General features: G+C 61.9%; 16 protein-coding genes and 1 tRNA gene. 5 read left to right on the top strand and 12 right to left on the bottom strand.

Translation table 11 applies throughout. The annotated features are described in order from the left end of the window. Positions 1-223 precede the first annotated feature (223 nt). The 5 genes from lplT to I8J29_RS11910 all read right to left on the bottom strand — a co-directional run bounded on the left by lplT (position 224) and on the right by I8J29_RS11910 (position 4,186). Positions 224-1,450 (bottom strand): lysophospholipid transporter LplT, encoded by a 1,227-nt coding sequence (gene lplT / locus I8J29_RS11930; RefSeq protein ID WP_208847835.1) that lies wholly within the window; start codon positions 1,448-1,450, stop codon positions 224-226. Positions 1,451-1,665: 215 nt separating this feature from the next. Continuing rightward, positions 1,666-2,403, bottom strand: a complete 738-nt coding sequence (locus I8J29_RS11925) for a DUF4247 domain-containing protein (RefSeq protein WP_090635635.1) — start codon at positions 2,401-2,403, stop codon at positions 1,666-1,668. A gap of 15 nt (positions 2,404-2,418) precedes the next feature. Further along, positions 2,419-2,925: a DUF4178 domain-containing protein gene (locus tag I8J29_RS11920; protein ID WP_090635629.1), complete on the bottom strand. Its 507-nt coding sequence runs from the start codon at positions 2,923-2,925 to the stop codon at positions 2,419-2,421. Between the two features lie 26 nt (positions 2,926-2,951). Next, positions 2,952-3,356, bottom strand: coding sequence for a DUF350 domain-containing protein (locus I8J29_RS11915; RefSeq protein WP_090635628.1), 405 nt, complete (start codon positions 3,354-3,356; stop codon positions 2,952-2,954). Between the two features lie 158 nt (positions 3,357-3,514). After that, positions 3,515-4,186, bottom strand: coding sequence for a PspA/IM30 family protein (locus I8J29_RS11910; protein WP_208847834.1), 672 nt, complete (start codon positions 4,184-4,186; stop codon positions 3,515-3,517). 759 nt (positions 4,187-4,945) lie between these two features. On the opposite strand from I8J29_RS11910, the gene I8J29_RS11905 reads away from it, so the two are divergent. The 3 genes from I8J29_RS11905 to I8J29_RS11895 all read left to right on the top strand — a co-directional run bounded on the left by I8J29_RS11905 (position 4,946) and on the right by I8J29_RS11895 (position 6,761). Continuing rightward, the gene (locus I8J29_RS11905; RefSeq protein ID WP_208847833.1) at positions 4,946-5,497 is read left to right on the top strand and encodes a GNAT family protein; all 552 of its coding nucleotides are present in this window, start codon (positions 4,946-4,948) and stop codon (positions 5,495-5,497) included. 46 nt (positions 5,498-5,543) lie between these two features. Continuing rightward, positions 5,544-5,620 (top strand) — tRNA-Pro (locus I8J29_RS11900). A 226-nt stretch (positions 5,621-5,846) separates the two neighbouring features. Beyond that, complete coding sequence (locus I8J29_RS11895; protein ID WP_208847832.1) at positions 5,847-6,761, top strand: ribokinase; 915 nt, start codon at positions 5,847-5,849, stop codon at positions 6,759-6,761. Between the two features lie 122 nt (positions 6,762-6,883). Here I8J29_RS11895 and I8J29_RS11890 read toward each other — a convergent pair whose 3' ends face one another. Then, complete coding sequence (locus I8J29_RS11890; RefSeq protein WP_208847831.1) at positions 6,884-8,284, bottom strand: HEAT repeat domain-containing protein; 1,401 nt, start codon at positions 8,282-8,284, stop codon at positions 6,884-6,886. Between the two features lie 189 nt (positions 8,285-8,473). Here I8J29_RS11890 and I8J29_RS11885 point away from each other — a divergent pair, with 189 nt between their 5' ends. Next, on the top strand, positions 8,474-9,313 hold the full coding sequence (locus I8J29_RS11885) for an AraC family transcriptional regulator (RefSeq protein WP_240546121.1): 840 nt from the start codon (positions 8,474-8,476) through the stop codon (positions 9,311-9,313). 197 nt (positions 9,314-9,510) lie between these two features. Here I8J29_RS11885 and I8J29_RS11880 read toward each other — a convergent pair whose 3' ends face one another. The 3 genes from I8J29_RS11880 to I8J29_RS11870 all read right to left on the bottom strand — a co-directional run bounded on the left by I8J29_RS11880 (position 9,511) and on the right by I8J29_RS11870 (position 13,308). Then, the gene (locus I8J29_RS11880; protein ID WP_208847830.1) at positions 9,511-10,662 is read right to left on the bottom strand and encodes a hypothetical protein; all 1,152 of its coding nucleotides are present in this window, start codon (positions 10,660-10,662) and stop codon (positions 9,511-9,513) included. Positions 10,663-10,827: 165 nt separating this feature from the next. Continuing rightward, a complete protein-coding gene (locus I8J29_RS11875; protein WP_090635620.1) occupies positions 10,828-11,730 on the bottom strand; it encodes a cation diffusion facilitator family transporter in 903 nt (300 codons plus the stop codon). A gap of 282 nt (positions 11,731-12,012) precedes the next feature. Continuing rightward, positions 12,013-13,308, bottom strand: coding sequence for an adenylosuccinate synthase (locus I8J29_RS11870; RefSeq protein WP_208847829.1), 1,296 nt, complete (start codon positions 13,306-13,308; stop codon positions 12,013-12,015). Between the two features lie 113 nt (positions 13,309-13,421). On the opposite strand from I8J29_RS11870, the gene I8J29_RS11865 reads away from it, so the two are divergent. After that, entirely contained in the window at positions 13,422-14,324 is a 903-nt protein-coding gene (locus I8J29_RS11865) for a LysR family transcriptional regulator (protein ID WP_208847828.1), read from the top strand. Between the two features lie 35 nt (positions 14,325-14,359). Here I8J29_RS11865 and I8J29_RS11860 read toward each other — a convergent pair whose 3' ends face one another. The 3 genes from I8J29_RS11860 to I8J29_RS11850 form a co-directional block, all read right to left on the bottom strand. Then, positions 14,360-14,782, bottom strand: coding sequence for a DUF1284 domain-containing protein (locus I8J29_RS11860; RefSeq protein ID WP_208847827.1), 423 nt, complete (start codon positions 14,780-14,782; stop codon positions 14,360-14,362). A gap of 35 nt (positions 14,783-14,817) precedes the next feature. Next, complete coding sequence (locus I8J29_RS11855; protein WP_208847826.1) at positions 14,818-15,585, bottom strand: GNAT family N-acetyltransferase; 768 nt, start codon at positions 15,583-15,585, stop codon at positions 14,818-14,820. Between the two features lie 115 nt (positions 15,586-15,700). Further along, positions 15,701-16,963: an alkaline phosphatase gene (locus I8J29_RS11850; protein ID WP_208847825.1), complete on the bottom strand. Its 1,263-nt coding sequence runs from the start codon at positions 16,961-16,963 to the stop codon at positions 15,701-15,703. Positions 16,964-17,111: the final 148 nt, after the last annotated feature.

Below are 17,111 nucleotides of genomic sequence, written 5' to 3'. Positions count from 1 at the left end.
CGCCCGAAAGGACGTCAAAAGCGAAAGGATCGTTTAGGTAATTTTTAGTAAAAATTTATATTTTCTTCGCATTCGGCAAGCATCCGTTCAGCGCTCCGCGCTTCAATATAGAGGCAATCGTGACTCGACCCAAGAACCGGTCATCTTTCCCTCTCCTGCCTCCGCCGCGACGTGTTTCTTCTATTAATAATAACGCAACATTCCGCTTGCCGTTGTAACGCCGTCAGCCCCGCTTCGAGGTCTGCCCGCTGCCGTCCGCTTGGCTCTGCCGTTTCGTCCCCGCGATGGCGCGAAGCTGCGTCGCGAGAAACAGGATGAACGCCAGCAGCACCAAGCCGATGCCGATGACGGAGCCATTGACGGAGACGTGCATCTGGCTCAAGGTCAGGTAGATCAGCAGCCCGGTGACGGTCAGCACGTTTTCGCTGAAATTTTGCACCGCGATCGTTTTGCCGGAGCCGATCGTCGTCTTGCCCTCCTCCTGCAGCATCGTATTGAGCGGAATCACGAAGATGCCGCCGAACACGCCGATCAGGAACAGCAGCGCGACGGTCAGCCAAAGGACGTAGGTCATCGTGGCCAGCATCACCGCCGCCACCATGAACAGCCCGTAGAAGAAGGCGCGATGCAGCTTGCCCGCGGGCACCAGCTTCGGCGTCAGAAATGCGCTCGCGACGACGCCGATCGCCGTGATGCCGATCATCATGGATTGCTGGTCCGTGTCCGTAATGCCGAGGTTCAGCGGCAGCCACGCGATCAAGGCAATGCGCAGCACGGCGGCCGTCAGCCAAAAGGAACCGGTGCCGATGAGCGAAAACCGCGCCCGCGGATTGCGGAACATGGTGCCGAAGTCGCGGAGGAACTGCATCGCTTCCTTCCCGTAGCGCAGGTCTGCGTTCCCGGGCTTGGCCGGAATGAGGAACGTCATCAGCAGCGACAGCACATACACGGCGAGACAGGCGACGACGGCGGGCAAGTCTGAATTCTGCGCCAGGAAGCCCCCCGCGACCGTGCCGAGCAGAATCGCCAGAATCGTGGAGCCCTCGACCTTCGCGTTCGCCCGCAGCAGCTCGCTCTCCGTTGTCGTCAGCTCCGTCAAGATCCCGTATTTGCCCGGCGAATACACGACCGCCCCGATGCCGACGAAGACATAGCAGAGCGCCGGCGGCAGGCCGAACAGCAGCATGGCGATGCCCGCGGCCTTCAGCGCGTTGCCGAGCAGCAGCACGTTCGACTTCGCCTTCTTGTCGGCGAACGCGCCGACGATCGGCGCGAGGACGATGTATGCGGCCAGGAACGCGATCTGGATATAGTTGACCGCGATGTCCGGATTCGCCGCCCCTTGGCGCTTCACCATGCCCACGATCAGAAAGAAATTCAAATTATCCGCGAATGCGCTCAAAAACTGCGTAAGCACGACCGTATTCAGCGGCGACAGCAAACGTTTCATGTCGTTTCCCCTTCCATGCTTGTACCCTCGTCAACCATAACCTACCTATCATACCGTATGGGGACTCCCGCCGGAAGAGCTTGAAGCCAACAAAAAAGAACGGATGAACGAGCCCGCCGGGCTCCTTCATCCGTTCTTCGCCGTTCCTTGCCGTACTTTTGCCAATTCCGAATGCTTTCACAGAAGCAGCCTCGTCTTGAACGCGGCTTGCAGCGTCATCGCCTTCGGCTGACCCGGCCGAAGCCGACCCGCGTCTTCGGCTTGGACGACTTGCGCGGCGTCAGCCAGCTGCCCGACTTCTTGCCGCCGTCGGTATCGCGCGTGATCTTGCCTTTGGACGGATTGCTCGTCACGCTGCCGGCGCCGGACGGACTCGTCGTATCGGCGTTCTTCGACCGCTTGAAGATCGAGCCCGTGCGCGTGACCGTCATCGGCGGGACGGCCTTCTTCTCCTGCGCCGTCGGCGCGTGGTAGCTGCCGCCGGTCGGCTTGTACGTCCCCCGGTCGTCGTAGCCGCGGTACGAGCCGTGGCCGTAGCGCCCGTTGTCGAACAGGTTGCCCAGGAAGCTCGCCAGCAGGTAACCTTCCAGGAAGCTCGAGCTGTAGTTCTGCCGGACGTATTCCTGCGAGTCGACTTCGATCAGCGTGTCTTCCGGCTTCTCCGTATCCTGCTGCAGATGGATGATCCGGTCGTTGTAGACGAGGAACATGTGATCCTTCGCCTCGGCGGATTCCTGCTGCGGCTTCTGCTGATCGACGAGCGCCTTCGCGACTTCCGGCACGCTGACCCCGGCCGCGCGATAGACGTACGACGTGCTGGCGCCGCTGCCGTTCACCGATTCAAGCGGGTACTGCTCCTCGATCTTCTGATTGACGCCGCAGGCGGCGAGCAGCGGGAAGACGAGCGTGAAGACCAGCAGGAATTTGAGTAAATAAGAGCCTTTGCTGCGCATCCTCCTCATCCTCTCCTAGGTCCCGCGGAGCACGCGGACGTCGGCGGGAAGCACGCTATCGCCTTCGTACAGCATGAACCGCCCGTCCTGCCATTCGATGCGGAGCAGCTTCTGGTCGTCGGACTGGTACTGCCACACGTACTGCTCGCCGCCCTGGACGAACGGCGTCTTGCCGACGGCGGCGACGAAGCCGGAATATTGTTCTTCAAGGTGGTAGGTCCGGTCGTCCAATTCAAGCTCCGTCGGAACTTCCTCCACGGAATCGAGCCGGCCGTCGATCGGTTCGTACAGCGCGTAGACGGTCCGTTCGCGTTCCTCGATCGTCAAGTAGCGGATGGACGAGCCGTCGCGCAGCGTCAATACGATGAGGTTGCGCTGGCGGTTCTGCAAGCGGCCGATGACCTCGTAGGTCACGAGCGACACCTCGCAGACGTCGCCCGGTCCGATCGTCAGCATGCTCTTCTCCGCGCGGGGCGGTTCAGGCTTCGCGATAATGTTTTTGATACGTGAGAAAATGCCCATGGCGATCGCTCCTTACGATTTCTTGATTACAGGCAGGCTCCGATGATCAGGGCGCCGGCCAAATGCAGCGAACCCGTAAACAGCGCCGAGGCGATCTGGTTCTTCCGCGTTCCTTCGGTCAAGTCCAGTCCCGCCATCGCCCGGAGCGCGAACTCGACGAGGCTCTCGATGAGCAGCAGAATCACGAACGAGATAGCCGATACGACCAGCGCTTCCCAGAGGTCGTCCGACGTCGCGATGGAGCGCGAGAGAATAAAGGCCTGCGCGATCAGCTTCATAATGAAGCGGGTCGTGACCGCCACGTTGCCGTTCTTGATTTCTTCCAAGTCCTTGTACCGGGTAAACAGCGAGTCGATCGCCATCAGCACGATCAGCAGCACCGCGCCGGCTCCGGTCCATACGAGAATGCCGAGCATCTGGTCAAGTGTCATTCGTCAAGAGCCTCCATCGTCTATTTTGCCGCAGCGGCCGCAAGACCAAAGAAAAAACGTCCTCGCGCATGGAAGCGCGCAAAGCTTGCGGTCCATGCCGGCAGACGTTCTTTCCATGAGCTGGCTGCTGCGGTACTTACTTGTAGTATACTACGAGCTTATTCTTTTTTCTCGTATTGCTTCATGAGCGCCGCCAGTTCGTCGTCGACGGCTTTGTTCCGGCCGAGCGACTCGAACTCGTCGTCGAGCGATTTGGCTTTGCTGTTCATTTCGTTGCTTGCTTCGGCTTGCGCTTCGGCTTGCAGCATTTTCTCTTCCATCCGCTTCAGGCCGGACATCGCCGAGTCGGAGCTGAAGCCCGCCATCGACTTGTTGATGTCGGCTTGCGCTTTCGCGGCTTTGTAACGTGCCACCAGCGTTTCCCGTTTGTTTTTCATTTCCGTCAGCTGGTCGCGCATCTCGCTCAGCTTCGCGCGGAGATTGTCCGCGGACGCTTTGTTCGAATCGTAGCTGATCTTGTATTCGTCGCGCTTCTGTTCGGCGGCATTCTTCTCTTCCAGCGCGCGGCGCGCGAGCTCGACGTTCTGCATGGAGGCCGCCGTGTGCGCTTGCTCCGAGCGCTTCTGCACGAGCGCGTCCTGCTCTTCGTACAATTGCTTGAACCGTTTCTCGATCGCGATTTGCGCGGCGACCGCTTTCTCGGCGTCTTCGAGGTCTTCCTGCATGTCGCGGATATATTGGTCCGTCAGCTTGATCGGATCTTCGGCTTTCTCGATCAGGGCGTACACGTTGGACAACGTAAGGTCGCGCAGGCGTTTGAATACAGACATGGTTCTTTTTCCTCCTTGGGGTATGCTGTTCGTCAGCGTTTATGTTACCTATTACGGCCGCGGGAGAGCATGCGTTTCAAAAATAAATCGCGAAGACGGGACTTCCTCGAACCCTTCCGGCTCCCGCTTCCAAGACGCCGGGGACGCCGTTGCCTGACTTGATGGCGGGCCGACGCGCGAAGGGGGTCCGGATGGGCATGCGGTCCCAGCCGCGGGAAACGCCGCGCAGGAGCTTCATGCCTCCGTCGCGGGCAAGTCTCTCCCTCCTTGCCATTGGTTACCCTTAATTTACCATACAAAACCGAACCAAGAAAAGAGCCTTTCGCGGCGAATCCGCCCCGAAAAGCCCCTCCATCCGTCCCGGAGCCCGGGCGGCAAGCCGGATTCGAGCCATCCCTAGGAGCAGCGGCGGCGGAATTCCGCGGTAGGGCTTCGTACCCGGCCGCTGCCCGGCAGCACCGCCGTTTCGCAGACCGGATGTCGCCGAGCGGCTTCCATAACGTGTATAGATTCTTCGTTCCGCGGCCCATATATACCACGACGCCGCACGTTCGCGAGCGACCGTTCGCACGCCGCGCCTCTATTTATAATGGTAGGGCGACGACGCGGCCCGTGAGGAAGCCAACCTCCGCCTGCGACCCGAAGGGAGGACGGCGTTTATAATGCGCATTTCGCAATGGGAGGGCGTCATGAGCGGCCGGCGGTGGTAATAAGCTGTACAAACGGCGGCCGCCGAGCCGCGACCAAGGAGGGACTCCGATGGAAGACGCCATCGTCAAGCGCCAGCTCGAACTGCTCCGTGCCGACCGGTGCGCCGTGCACGACGTCGCCGCGTCGCGGACCGGAGACACGGTCATTCTGTATTCGCCGCCCGGCCGGCTCGACATCCATGCGCGGATCGTCTACGCGAGCGGCATTGCCACGAAGCGCCATCTCAACGATCCGGTCATGCACGTAACGCCGGCAGGCGGGACCGGCAACGCGTGGAGCCTGCAGTATATCCGCATCCTCGGCGACAAGATCAACCGCGGCTACGGCTCGCTGATGATGAAGCAGCTGCTGGCGCTCGCGGAACGCGGCAATGTCGCCCGCATCGAAGGCCGGCTGCAGCAGGCCGAGCATCGGGACCATGCGGAGCGGCTGCGGCACTTTTACGGCAAGTTCGGCTTCGCCATCGACGCGGATAGGCGCCTGCGGTGGGACAACCCGCGATACCGCCCTGCGCCTTCGGAACGTCCCGCCGCGCCGAAGCCGGGATTCCGGTTCTGGTACGCGAAGCGGACCGAAAAAAAGGACTTGCATCCTTTTTGAAGATTATGATAATATTCCTCTTGTGCTTATCGATTTCTCTACTTAACGGGACGTAGCTCAGCTTGGTAGAGCGCCTGGTTCGGGTCCAGGAGGTCGCATGTTCGAATCGTGTCGTCCCGACCATCCATACTCCGATTTCGGAGCCTGATGCTTCATCTCGTAACCTTCAACGCATTCGGTTGTAATCAAACGCTCGGGCGCCGCCCGGGCTTTTTTTATTGCCGTCCGGGTTTCGGCTCGCGCCGGAATTGACGGTCGTTTTCGGACCGTGCTATAGTCGCGGTAGATCACTTGCAAACGGTACCAAACGCTACCCGGTGCCGAAATTCAAAGCCAAAGGATGATTCGGATGGCGCGGAAGCCGAAAATCGCCGTTGTCGGCAGCTTGAACATGGACTTGGTCCTCACGATGGGGCGCATGCCTCGGATGGGCGAAACGCTCCAAGGGGACAGCATTCACTATATTTCCGGCGGGAAAGGCGCGAACCAGGCGGTCGGCTGCGCGCGTCTCGGGGCGGACGTCGGCATGATCGGCGCCGTCGGCGGCGACGCGTTCGGCGCGCAAATCCTGGCGCGGATGAGCGGTTTCGGCGTCGATACGGCGGCGATCGCCGAATTGAAAGACGCCGCGACCGGCACCGCCACGATTCTCCATACCGAAGGCGACAACTGCATCGTCATCGTGCCCGGCGCGAACGGACGCTGCACGCCGGACATGATCGAGGCGCACCGGGCGGTCATCGCCGGCGCGGACGCGCTGATCGTGCAGCTCGAAATCCCGCTGCCCGCGGTGGAGACGGCGCTGCGGATCGCCCGCGAGGCCGATGTGCGCACGATCATCAACCCCGCGCCGGCGGCGGCCTTGACGGACGAGCAGATCGCGCTCGGCGACTATTTTACGCCGAACGAGACGGAATTCGATTACTACTGCGGCAGCCCCGCCGCGAACGAGGACGAGCTGTTCGCCCGGATGCGCGCGTGGCGCGAGCGCCATCCCCGCCAGACGCTGATCGTGACGCGCGGCAAGCACGGAATCTCCTGCCTCGCGCCGGACGGCGGCGAGCCCGTCACGGTCCCCGCGCCGATCGTGGACGTCGTCGATACGACCGGCGCGGGCGACGCGTTCAACGCCGCGCTCTGCTACGGCCTCGCCGCCGGCTGGCCTCTCGAGGACACGCTGCCGCTGGCCGTTAAGGCCGCGTCCCGTTCCGTGACCGTGTTCGGCGCGCAGGACGGCATGCCGACGATGGCGGAGCTCGGATAAGCCGCCCCGGCGATTAGGCCGGCGCGGCTAGCCGCCCTCGATTGGCGCGCAAAGCAAAGAGGCGATGCATACGCATCGCCTCTTTGCGCGTTCGCGGCCGAACCCGGCCCGGCCGACCCGCTTTAGAACGTGCTCGCCGGCGTCGTGTCGGAGCACCAGCGCGTATTGAAGAGCTCGTGCATCAGCACCTCGTGCGCTTCCGGCGTGCCGATCGCGCGCAGCGCTTCCAGCGCGTGGCCGCGCACGTAGCGGTTCCCGTCCTCGAGCACGCCCGCCAGCGCCGGCACGGCATCCGCGGCGCCGGGACCGACGCGCACGAGCGACAAGCCCGCCGTGAAGCGCACCTGCGTGTCCGCGTCCGACAGCGCTTTGACGAGCGCCGGGACGACGGCCCCCGCGTCGGCGCTCATGATGCCGAGCGCTTCCACGGCCGTGCGCCGCACCTCCGCGGCCGGATGATCCAGCAGCGCCGCGACGCGCGGCACGGCGCTATCGGCGAAGCCGCGCAGCTCGGAGAGCGCGAAGACGGCGTTATTCACGGCCGTCTCGTCCTCGCTGCCGAGCAGCGCCGTCAGTCCAGGCACGGCGTCGGCGCCGGCCGTCGACAAGCCGTACGAAGCGATGCGCGCGCGCTTCTTGTAGCCGCCGCTCAGCGCGGCCAGCAGCGCTTCGATGCCGGCCGGTCCGCTTGCCGCCAGGTCGTACGCCGCCGCGAGGGCATCCGGCTCCTTCGATTCCTTCAGCCGCGCCGCCAGCGCTTCGACCGATGCCGCGTCGCCCGGCTTCGTGCCCGCTCGGGACGCCGTGCGGCCGGACAACCAGTTCCAGACGTCCTCGGCGATCTCGCGGTGAGCGAAGGGCTCGCCGCCGGCCACCTGAGCGAAATCCGCCGTCCGGTTATCCCAGGACGGGGCCGTCGGCGCCTGCGTCCGCATGAATTCGAACTTCAGCATGAAGCGCGGGTTGCCGAGCAGGTTCGGCGTGGAACGATGCCAGATGTCATAGTGGATGAGCGCGAACGTGCCCGCTTCCCCTTTCGCCGTCGCTTCCTCTTCCATCTCGTCCGACGCGAAGTTGCGGCCGTCCTCGAACTGCGTGCCCGGCAGAACGCCCGTAGGTCCGAGCTCCTGCGGCGTGTCCTGCGGGAAGTACATGATCATCGCCCACCACGGGTGATGGTTGCGGAGCCGGTCGTAGCCCCAGTAGCTGTCTTTATGCCACGCGCCCGGCTTCGGCACGGCGTTGTAGTGGCCGTGACGGTGCGTATGGAGCAGGTAGTTCTGCCCCAGCACGCTCGTCAGCGCGCCGGTCACGACGGGATGCTCGAACACCCGCTGCAGGTCGCGGATCCGCGGCAAAATATTGTTGCCCGGGTTGCCTTCCTTATCGTAGATCTCGTTCAGCTGCCCGACGAGCCGTTCATGGAATTCCTTCGGAAAATCCGTCTTCAAAATCAAAAATCCGTTCACGATAAACGATTTCATTTGTTCGTCGGTCAGCAAAAGCGGCTGGCGCTGCGTCATGGCCCATCGTCCTCCTCGGTTCTCTTTTCCTCCCCATTATAGGATCCGGCCAAGCGCATTCAAATGGCTAGGGCTAAGAATGAAGGTGCCAAAGTTAAGGTATCCGTTTTCAGGGCCGCCCAAATCGTCTATGATGAATCCATACGCTTCCGAACGACGCCGTTCGGGCCTCAGTGAGGAGATTCCCGCATGAGCATGAACATGAAACGCGAGCACGGCGCTTTGACCGACCTGCTGCATTCGCTGCAAATCGACCTGCAGGTCGCCTACCGGACGCAGGTGACCCGCGAGTGGCAGGACTACGACTTCGTGCCCGAATACAACAAACTCTACTATATTCTCGAAGGGGAAGGCTGGGTCAAGTCCGGCGATACGGAGCTGCGGCCGGTCCAGGGCGATCTGTGCCTGCTGCCCGCCTACGTCAACCAGTCCTACGCGACGCTGAAGAACCGTCCCCCCTACTTGAAATACTGGTGCCATTTCACGGCCTCGATCGGTCCGTTCGACCTGTTCCAATGGATCGGCGTGCCGCTCGCGATTCCCGTGGCCGACCGCGAGGAAATGACGGCGCTGTTCAAGCTGCTCGTCGGCTCGTACGGCAACGCCTCCGTGGTGGCGCGGCTGCGCGAGAAGTCCGTGCTGCTCGAAATCATCTCGCGCTACCTCGAGCACGTGCCGATCGCGATCCTGCAGCACCGCTCGGAGGACCTGAAGCGGATTCAGTTCATTCAATCGTACATCGATACGCACATGGAAAGCGGGCTCAAGGTCGAGGATTTGGCAAAGGCCGCCCACCTGCATCCCAATTATTTCATCGCGTATTTCAAAAAGCAGTTCGGCGTTCCGCCGCTCAAGTACATCAGCCGCCGGCGGGCGGACAAGGCGAAGATCCTGCTGTCGACCACGTCGCTCAGCATCAAGGACGTCGCGGACCAGACCGGCTTCAAGGAAACGAACCATTTCGCGAAGTTTTTCCGCAAGGAGACGGGGCAGAGTCCTTCCGAATACCGCGCGCTGCACGGGGGATGAACGCCGCGCTGCACGGCGCGCAAAGCGGCTCCGCATGGCGCCTGCAAGCCGCGGCGAGAAAGCTGAAGTCCGCATGGCATAGCGGCCGAATCGCGCGGAAGCTCACAAAGCGACCGTCGGATCCGCCGGCCTCGACATCGCAAAAAAACGCCCCCGGCGTCATGCCGCGGGGCGTTCGTTATTCGCGTTCGTTATGCTTATCGGCGCGCGTTGTAGCCGATGAACGTTTTGCTTTCCAGGTCGAATACGACCGTCAGCGGTCCGAGCAGCTGGTCTTGGTCGGTTTCATACGTGACCGTGACCAGTTTGCCGCCTTTGTCCTTCACGGCTTGCAGCAGCTTCTTCGCGTCTTCGGTCGTCGCCAGCACGCCGGACTCGGAGGCGTTCACGACCTCGACGGCCGCTTCGTCCTTCTTCGTCTTCACGTGGGACGCTTGGCCGTCGGGCAGCTTGCTCCACGCGAGCGCGCGGAATTCGCTGACTTGGGCCGGAGCCAGCGTGTCTTGGGCCGGCTTGTCGGTCAACGCGACCAGGTAGAACACCGGGCTGATCGGCGGCAGGCTCTTCGTCATTTCCGGACCGTAGTACGCGACGACTTTCGTGCCCGGCTTCAGGCTTTCCCATTCGATCGACGAACCTTGGGCGTTCATGAGCTTCGTTTCCTTGCCGGCGTTCAGCACGACTTGCGACAGGCCGTTGCCGTCCTTCGCTTGGCCGATCGTCACCTGCCAGCCGTCATCCGTATGCTTGACGTTCGTGACGACGTCTTCCTTGACGAGGCGCTGGCTGCCGACCGTGACGTTCACGGCGTGGGATTGCCCCGGGAAGCTCATCGTCATGACCGGACCGTAATCGGCTTCGATTTCCGTGCCGGCCTTCAGGTCCTTGGCGTTGACATGCTTGCCGTTCGCGTCCGTCAGCTTCGTTTCTTTGTCGACGGTGAGCAGCACCCAGCTGTTCGTTCCGCGGCCGACGACGTCCAGACGGTACGCGCCGTTGTCGAGCGGGGTCACGCTTTGCACGACGCCGGACAGCTTCATTAATTGCGCCTCCTCGCCGCCGTTGCCGCCTTCGTTGCCTTGATCGCGGGACGTCAGCGTCAGGCTTCTGTCTTTCGCGCTATACTTGACGTCGTATCCGAGCGCATCCGCTTCGCTCTTCGCCGGCAGATAGGCTTGGCCGTTAATGAAGACCGGTTTCATGGACGTTTTCTCGCCGTCGACGATGACCTTGATGTCGCTGCGTACGAAACCGTTGACCTTTTGGAAAAAACTGGACGCTTCCGCAGCGACCGCCGAGCCCATCAGGCCGACGAGCGTTGCCGCGATAATGACTTTCTTCTTGTTCATAATCTTCTGCTCCTTCCAAATCGTCGCGTAGTGGGGTTGTAAGATCTTACACGCCCCTTGACGGCGGGTTTTCGAAAAAGGTTGCAGCGGTTGCGTTTTTGCGACCAAAGGCCCAGCCTCGGACACGCAAAGGCCGGCATGGTTTCCCATGCCGGCCGGCCGCCGCTATTCGTTCTCGTACCACGGATTCAGATGCACGAGCACTTCGTCCACCTCGGGATGCGCGTCCTGCACCTTCTTCTTGATCTTGCGGATGATGTCGTGCCCCTCTTGGATGGTCAGCGTTCCGAGCACGGCCACCCGCGCGTCCACCAGCACGTAATGCCCGTGCTCCCGCGCCCGGAGCCGGTCGATCCGCTTCACTTCCTTCACCTCGCGCAGATGCTCGAGAATGTCTTCGATCTTGTCGGGGCTGAGGCTTTTGTCCATCAGCACGTCGACGGTTTCGCGCGACATCTCGATGCCGAGCCGCAGCACGAGGAACGAGACGATCACGCCCGCCGCGGGGTCCCCGTAGCTGAGCCAAGCGATGTCCGCGCGCTCGCCGATCCATGCGAGGAAGATCCCGACGGACGCCGCAAGCGACGCGTACACGTCCGCCAAGTGATCGTACGCCGTCGCCATGAGCGCCTTGCTGTTGATCGACTGGCCGACCCGCTTCGTATAGAGGTACAAAACCTGCTTCACGACGAGCGAGACGATGGCCGCGAAGAGCGCGATTACGTGCGCTTTGCCCGGCGGATGGAAGAAGGCCAGCACGGCGTGGTAGCCCATGTACAGCGCCGCGAGCACGAGGATGAACGCGACGATGCCGGCGCCCAACACCTCCGCTTTGCCGTGCCCGTACGGATGATCTTCGTCCGGCGGCTTACCGGACACCCGCATGGAGCTGTACGCGGTCGCGGTGGCGATGATGTCGCCCGCGTTATGGATGCCGTCCGCGACGAGGACCTGGCTGCCGAACAAGATGCCGACGATCAGCTTGATGCCCGTCAACAAGACGTTGCTGAGCAGCGAGACCCACATCGCGACGACCGATGCACGATTTTCCAAGAAGTCTCTCCTCATCTCCTTCTGCCCGGCGCATTTCTCGTAGAGGAATCTTACCATTCCCGCCCATGGAAAATCAAATGCCGCCCGTTCGCGCCACGGCAAAAAAAATCAGGCCCTGCCGCCTTGCGGGGCCAGGCCTGATTAGCATACGCGAAGTTCGGCGGCGGCGTTCGGGGCCGCTGCCTTGGCGGCGCGGCATCGCGCGGCCGGTCGGGCGGTTCCGCAGGCGGCTGAAGCCGTTCCTGGCCGCGCCCCTCAGTCTGGTACCGCCGTTCAGCTCTACGCATCTGCCGAGGCTCACACGTTCATGCGCGTCCGCTCGATCAACTGCTCTCGCCGCGGACCGACGGATATCCGGGTGACCGGAACGCCGGTCGCCCGTTCGACGAACGCGACGTACGCCTGCGCCTCCCGAGGCAGCTCCTCGAACGAAGACGCGGCGGAAATATCGCTTCTCCATCCCGGCAACCACTCGTAGATCGGCAAAGCGTCCTCCAGCAGCGGCGTCACGGGGAAGCGGCCGGTCACGGAGCCGTTCGCCAAACGATAGCCGGTACAAACCGGAATGACATCCAAGTAGCCCAAAACGTCAAGGTTCGTCAGCGCGATAGACGTCGCGCCTTGAAGCTCGCAGCCATAGCGCGTCGCGACGGCATCCAGCCAGCCGACCCGCCTCGGCCGGCCAGTCGTGGCCCCGTACTCCCCGCCGTCACCGCCGCGGCGTCGGAGGTCCTCCCCTTCCTCGCCGTGCAGCTCCGTTACGAACGGACCGGCGCCTGCGCAGGAGGAATAGGCTTTCACGACCGCGACGACGTCGCGGACCGCTCCCGGGGGAAGGCCCGCGCCGACCGGCGCGAAGCCGGCAAGCGTCGAAGACGAGGTCGAGAACGGATATACGCCGTGATCGGGGTCGCGCAGCGCGCCGAGCTGACCTTCGAGCAAAATCGAAGCATCTTCGTCGATAGCCTTGCGCAGCATGTCGCTCGTGTCCGCCGCGTACGGCCGCAGCTGCTCGCGGTATTCGGCCAGCCGTTCGAGCAGCGGCTCGACCGCGATCGGCTCGCGGCCGTAGAGATGGCGCAGCAGGACGTTTTTGCCGGTCAGCGACTGCTCCAGCCGGCGCTTCAGCCTTGCCTCGTCGTACAGATCCGCGACCTGCACGCCGAGCTTCGCATACTTATCGGCATAGAACGGCGCGATCCCCCTTCTCGTCGAGCCGAAGCCCGCGCTGCCGAGCCGTTCCTCCTCCAGCGCGTCGAACAGCCGGTGAACCGGCAGTACGAGCTGCGCGCGCTCCGACACCGCGAGCCTCGGCTTAGGCACGCCCCGCTCCGCAAGCGCGGCCAGCTCGCCGAACAGCTGCTCGACGTCAAGCGCCGCACCCGGGCCGATCACGTTGATCGCATGGGGATAAAAAACGCCAGAAGGCAGCATATGTAGCGCGTATTTGCCGTATCCGTTCACGATCGTATGTCCGGCGTTGCTGCCTCCTTGAAACCGCACGACGTAATCGGCCCGTTCCGCCAGCGCGTCGGTCAGCTTTCCTTTTCCCTCGTCGCCCCAATTCGCTCCCACAATTGCCGTTACGGCCATCTTCCATTCGCTCCTTCATCCTTGTGATGGCGTTGCAAGCATGATTATAATAGAAGCAAATCCATTAGAATAATTGATATATCTAATATCAGCCATAAAAGGAGCTCATATCGATGTCGGATATTAACTTGGAGTGGTACCGCAGCTTCTATTGGTGCGCGAGGACGGGCAGCTTGTCGCGCGCGGCCGAGCGGCTGCATATCACGCAGCCCGCTATCAGCCATACGCTGAAGCAGCTCGAAGAACTGCTTGGCGGGGCGCTGTTCGTTCGCGGACCGCGCGGCGTACGGCTAACGGGCGAAGGCGAAGTGCTGTACCGTCATGTAGAGCAGGCGTTCAAAGTCGTGGAAGCGGGAGAGAGGAAGATGCGCGACATGAATCAGCTCGCGTACGGGGAACTCGAGATCGGGGCCGGCGATTCGCTTTGCAAGCATGTTCTGCTGCCGGTGTTGGAGCAGTATCACGCGCGCTATCCGCAGATCCGCATCCGCGTCACCAACCGCACGACGCCGGAAACGTTGGCTTTACTCAAGGAAGGCGCGATCGATCTCGGGATCGTGCACCTTCCGGCCGAAGAGAGCGGCGTCGATTTCACGCCGTTCCGGCTTCAGCAAGATTGTCTGGTCGGCGGACGCCGCTATGCGGAACTAGCCGGCGACGAACCTTTGAAACCTTTGGACTTGGCTCGTTATCCGCTCATGATGCTGGAGGAAGGCACGAGCACAAGGCGCCATCTGGACGCATACGCGGAGTCGCATGGCATCTCTTTGCGGCCCGAACTGGAGCTTGGCAGCATGGACCTGCTGGCGGACTTTGCCAAGAGCGGCCTCGGCCTGGCGTTCGTCGTGCGGGATTATTACGCGCGGGAACTGGCGAACGGCGAATTGGTCGAATTGCCGCTTGCGGCGCCGATTCCGGCGCGTGCGGCCGGGATCGCGACGCGCAAAGGCGTGCCGCGCTCGCAAGCAGCCAAACGTCTGCTGGCGTTGCTGCAGCCGGAACCCGGCGTTACCTGAAGCGTTCCTGCCAAAGACGTTGCCCTTGAGCGCGTTCACTCCGGAAGCGGCGGAAGCCAGCCGCCTTCCTTGATCGTGCGCACGCCGGCTTCGCAGACGCCGTAGGACCGCCACTGGCAGGTGCGGCAGAGCGTGCCGATGTCCTCCGGTTCCACGCCGGCGCGCACCCGCGCGATCACGGCCGACCACGGCAGCGTCAGACCGGCGCGCAAGTCCAGCTTGGCGAGCGCGTCGCGATCGAGCCGGGCGACGGACGCGTTCTCGCAATGCGGTTCTTCGTCCGGGGGAAAGCAGGCGCACAGCTCGTCGGGTCCGGCGACGATCGTCACCGGCGTGTCGGGTTCGTCCTTCAGGCGGTTGTAGACGCGCGCCATATTGGCGGCGTACGCCGCCGAGTAACCCATGCCCCGGAAGCCGAGCAGACATAGCAAATGATGACCGCGAAGCCGGATCGTCATAAGCGGGCGACCCCTTTCTTCCTATAAGATGTTAATCAGCCATTCGGGCGCTTCTTGATCCGGTACCAATACGGATACAGCTCCTCGAACGACAGCCGCGCGTAGAGCCGGTTCGCCGCTCCGTTGCTCTGCGCGACTTGTAGGTAGCTCCGCGTAGCGCCGCCCCCCGCCGCCCACTGCAGCATGCGGCGGATCAAGCGCTCGCCGAGCCCCCGGCCGCGGAAGGCCGGGGCGGTCGCGATATCGTACAAGCCGACGTATTCGCCTTCCAGGACCCCGAGGCCGCACGCGGCGGGTTCGCGGTCGACGTATAGCGTAAAATAGCCTGTTTTCATCGTGATGGCGTGCATGATCCGCGCGGCGGCGCCTTCGTGACAAGACGGAATGCCGCTGAAGGCGCACATGTGGTCGAGCCAGGAGTAGGAGAGCCGATCCTCGCATTCGATCGTGATTTCGGACCGCTGATAGGGCGGCTTGCGAAGGTTCGCGAAGTCCGTTAACAGCATAACACGGGACGGCGATGCAAGCACGTACCCGCGCGATTCCAGCAGCCGGTCGAGTCCGGCCGGGGCGAAAGGCGTCAGCTTGAAGATCGTATCCTGCCCGGCGCGGCAGTAGAAGGCTTCGCAGGCTTCGATTTTCCGCTTCAGCGCCGCTTCCGATTCGTCGCCCGCATAGAACGGATGAACGGAATTCGCGCGTTTGGTGTAGCCCTCCGCCAAGCGCAGCAGCCAGCCGCCGTGCACGACCGTCTGCTGCGCGGGCCACGCGTTCATGGTTAATTCTTCGATGGAAACGGCCATAAGCCAAGCCCCCTATCACGGATTTTTTATGTATTAATATACACAGAATAGTATGAACATTCAATACAAAAAAGCTGCCTCCGCATGCGGAGGCAGCTTTTCGCGCTGTTGTGGCTTACTTCGGCAGCTTGACGCCCATCGCTTGCGCAAGGCGCGTGAAGATGCCCGTGTTCTCGTAGACGCCCGAGAACAGCTCGGCGCCCGTGCCCATGACCGTTACCGGCACGTCGACGGCCGTGTGGCCGGACGTCGTCCAGTCGACGACGAAGTTTTGCTTCGAGTTCGCGATCTGGAACGGACCGTCTTCTTTGGAAATCGCGTCGCCCGACTCGTCGTTCGCGTCGACTTCCTCGATCGAGAAGCCGCCCGTTTCGTGGTCGGCCAGGACGAGAACCAGCGTGTCCGGATGCGATTTTGCGAAGTTTTTCGCGATTTGTACCGATTTGTCCAGCTCTTGGCCGGCTTTGATCGTCAGCTTCGCGTTGTTGTTGTGCGCCATTTCGTCCGTCGCTTCTTCTTCGACCATCAGGAAGAAGCCTTTTTTGTTCGTGGACAGCGTGTCAAGCGCTTTTTTCGTCATGTCCGGCAGCGGGACGATCGGATTGTAGAGATCGCCTTCGCCTTCCGGACGCTGTTGGAACATTTCTTCGTTCGCGAACAGGCCGAGCAGCTTGCCGCCTTTTGCCTTCTGCATGTCGGCTTTCGTTTTTACGTACGTGTAGCCGAGCGATTTCGCCTTGTCGACGAGGTTGCCCTGCGTGCCTTTGCTCTTCTCGGACGGATCTTCGACAGGCTCGTCCTTGAACGCGCCGGCTTGACCCGCCGGGAACCAGAAATCTTCGCCGCCGCCGAGCAGAACGTCGACTTTGGTTTTCGTCAGGTATTGGAGCGCGATGTCGCTTTGCTTCGCCCGGTCTTCGACGTGGGAAGCGAACGCGGCAGGCGTTGCGTCCGTGATTTGGCTCGTCGTGACGAGACCCGTGGATTTGCCCATTGCTTTGACATATTCAAAAATCGTTTTTACGCTTTTTTTGTTGGCGTCCATGCCGATAGCGCCATTGTACGTTTTCACGCCGCTGGCGTAAGCCGTAGCGGAAGCCGCGGAATCCGTGACCGGAACCGTGGAGCCCGTATGAATCAAGCCGACGTAAGGCATCGCGTCCATGGCCAGTTGACCCTTCTCGCCGACCGTAGCCAGGCGAATCGCGTCGCGCTGCGCCGTGCCCATGCCGTCGCCGACGAAGAGAATGACGTTCTTCGCTTGTTTCGATGCAGCGGATACTTCATTCTTGCTTTGCGCCGCGACGAAGCTCGTAACGACGAGCGCCGCTGCCGTAATACCGATTACCGAAGTCTTCCATCCAATCGTGGATTTCATGTGTACGCCTCCTAATCTCTTTTCTCTAGCATAATAGATCGAGATTATTAAGCGCATGTATGGGCGATGTTAAGATCCAGTTAAGACTTCCCACTATTGGATATAAACCATGAAAAAGCAGCTGCCGCAGCGAAAATCGTTTCGTTTT

The sequence above is a fragment of the Paenibacillus artemisiicola genome (assembly GCF_017652985.1).
Taxonomy (GTDB): domain Bacteria; phylum Bacillota; class Bacilli; order Paenibacillales; family Paenibacillaceae; genus Paenibacillus_Z; species Paenibacillus_Z artemisiicola.
Note: the sequence above shows the minus strand (reverse complement) of the source record. Positions and strands in the feature narration are given on the sequence as shown.

Bases quoted from the DNA above. Each gene is read 5' to 3' on its own strand.
- I8J29_RS11865 (WP_208847828.1), top strand. From the start codon at position 13,422: ATGTCGGATATTAACTTGGAGTGGTACCGCAGCTTCTATTGGTGCGCG.
- I8J29_RS11905 (WP_208847833.1), top strand. From the start codon at position 4,946: ATGGAAGACGCCATCGTCAAGCGCCAGCTCGAACTGCTCCGTGCCGAC.
- I8J29_RS11910 (WP_208847834.1), bottom strand. From the start codon at position 4,186: ATGTCTGTATTCAAACGCCTGCGCGACCTTACGTTGTCCAACGTGTAC.
- I8J29_RS11875 (WP_090635620.1), bottom strand. From the start codon at position 11,730: ATGAGGAGAGACTTCTTGGAAAATCGTGCATCGGTCGTCGCGATGTGG.
- I8J29_RS11895 (WP_208847832.1), top strand. From the start codon at position 5,847: ATGGCGCGGAAGCCGAAAATCGCCGTTGTCGGCAGCTTGAACATGGAC.
- I8J29_RS11860 (WP_208847827.1), bottom strand. From the start codon at position 14,782: ATGACGATCCGGCTTCGCGGTCATCATTTGCTATGTCTGCTCGGCTTC.
- lplT (WP_208847835.1), bottom strand. From the start codon at position 1,450: ATGAAACGTTTGCTGTCGCCGCTGAATACGGTCGTGCTTACGCAGTTT.
- I8J29_RS11870 (WP_208847829.1), bottom strand. From the start codon at position 13,308: ATGGCCGTAACGGCAATTGTGGGAGCGAATTGGGGCGACGAGGGAAAA.
- I8J29_RS11925 (WP_090635635.1), bottom strand. From the start codon at position 2,403: ATGCGCAGCAAAGGCTCTTATTTACTCAAATTCCTGCTGGTCTTCACG.
- I8J29_RS11885 (WP_240546121.1), top strand. From the start codon at position 8,474: ATGAGCATGAACATGAAACGCGAGCACGGCGCTTTGACCGACCTGCTG.
- I8J29_RS11880 (WP_208847830.1), bottom strand. From the start codon at position 10,662: ATGAACAAGAAGAAAGTCATTATCGCGGCAACGCTCGTCGGCCTGATG.
- I8J29_RS11915 (WP_090635628.1), bottom strand. From the start codon at position 3,356: ATGACACTTGACCAGATGCTCGGCATTCTCGTATGGACCGGAGCCGGC.
- I8J29_RS11850 (WP_208847825.1), bottom strand. From the start codon at position 16,963: ATGAAATCCACGATTGGATGGAAGACTTCGGTAATCGGTATTACGGCA.
- I8J29_RS11920 (WP_090635629.1), bottom strand. From the start codon at position 2,925: ATGGGCATTTTCTCACGTATCAAAAACATTATCGCGAAGCCTGAACCG.
- I8J29_RS11855 (WP_208847826.1), bottom strand. From the start codon at position 15,585: ATGGCCGTTTCCATCGAAGAATTAACCATGAACGCGTGGCCCGCGCAG.
- I8J29_RS11890 (WP_208847831.1), bottom strand. From the start codon at position 8,284: ATGACGCAGCGCCAGCCGCTTTTGCTGACCGACGAACAAATGAAATCG.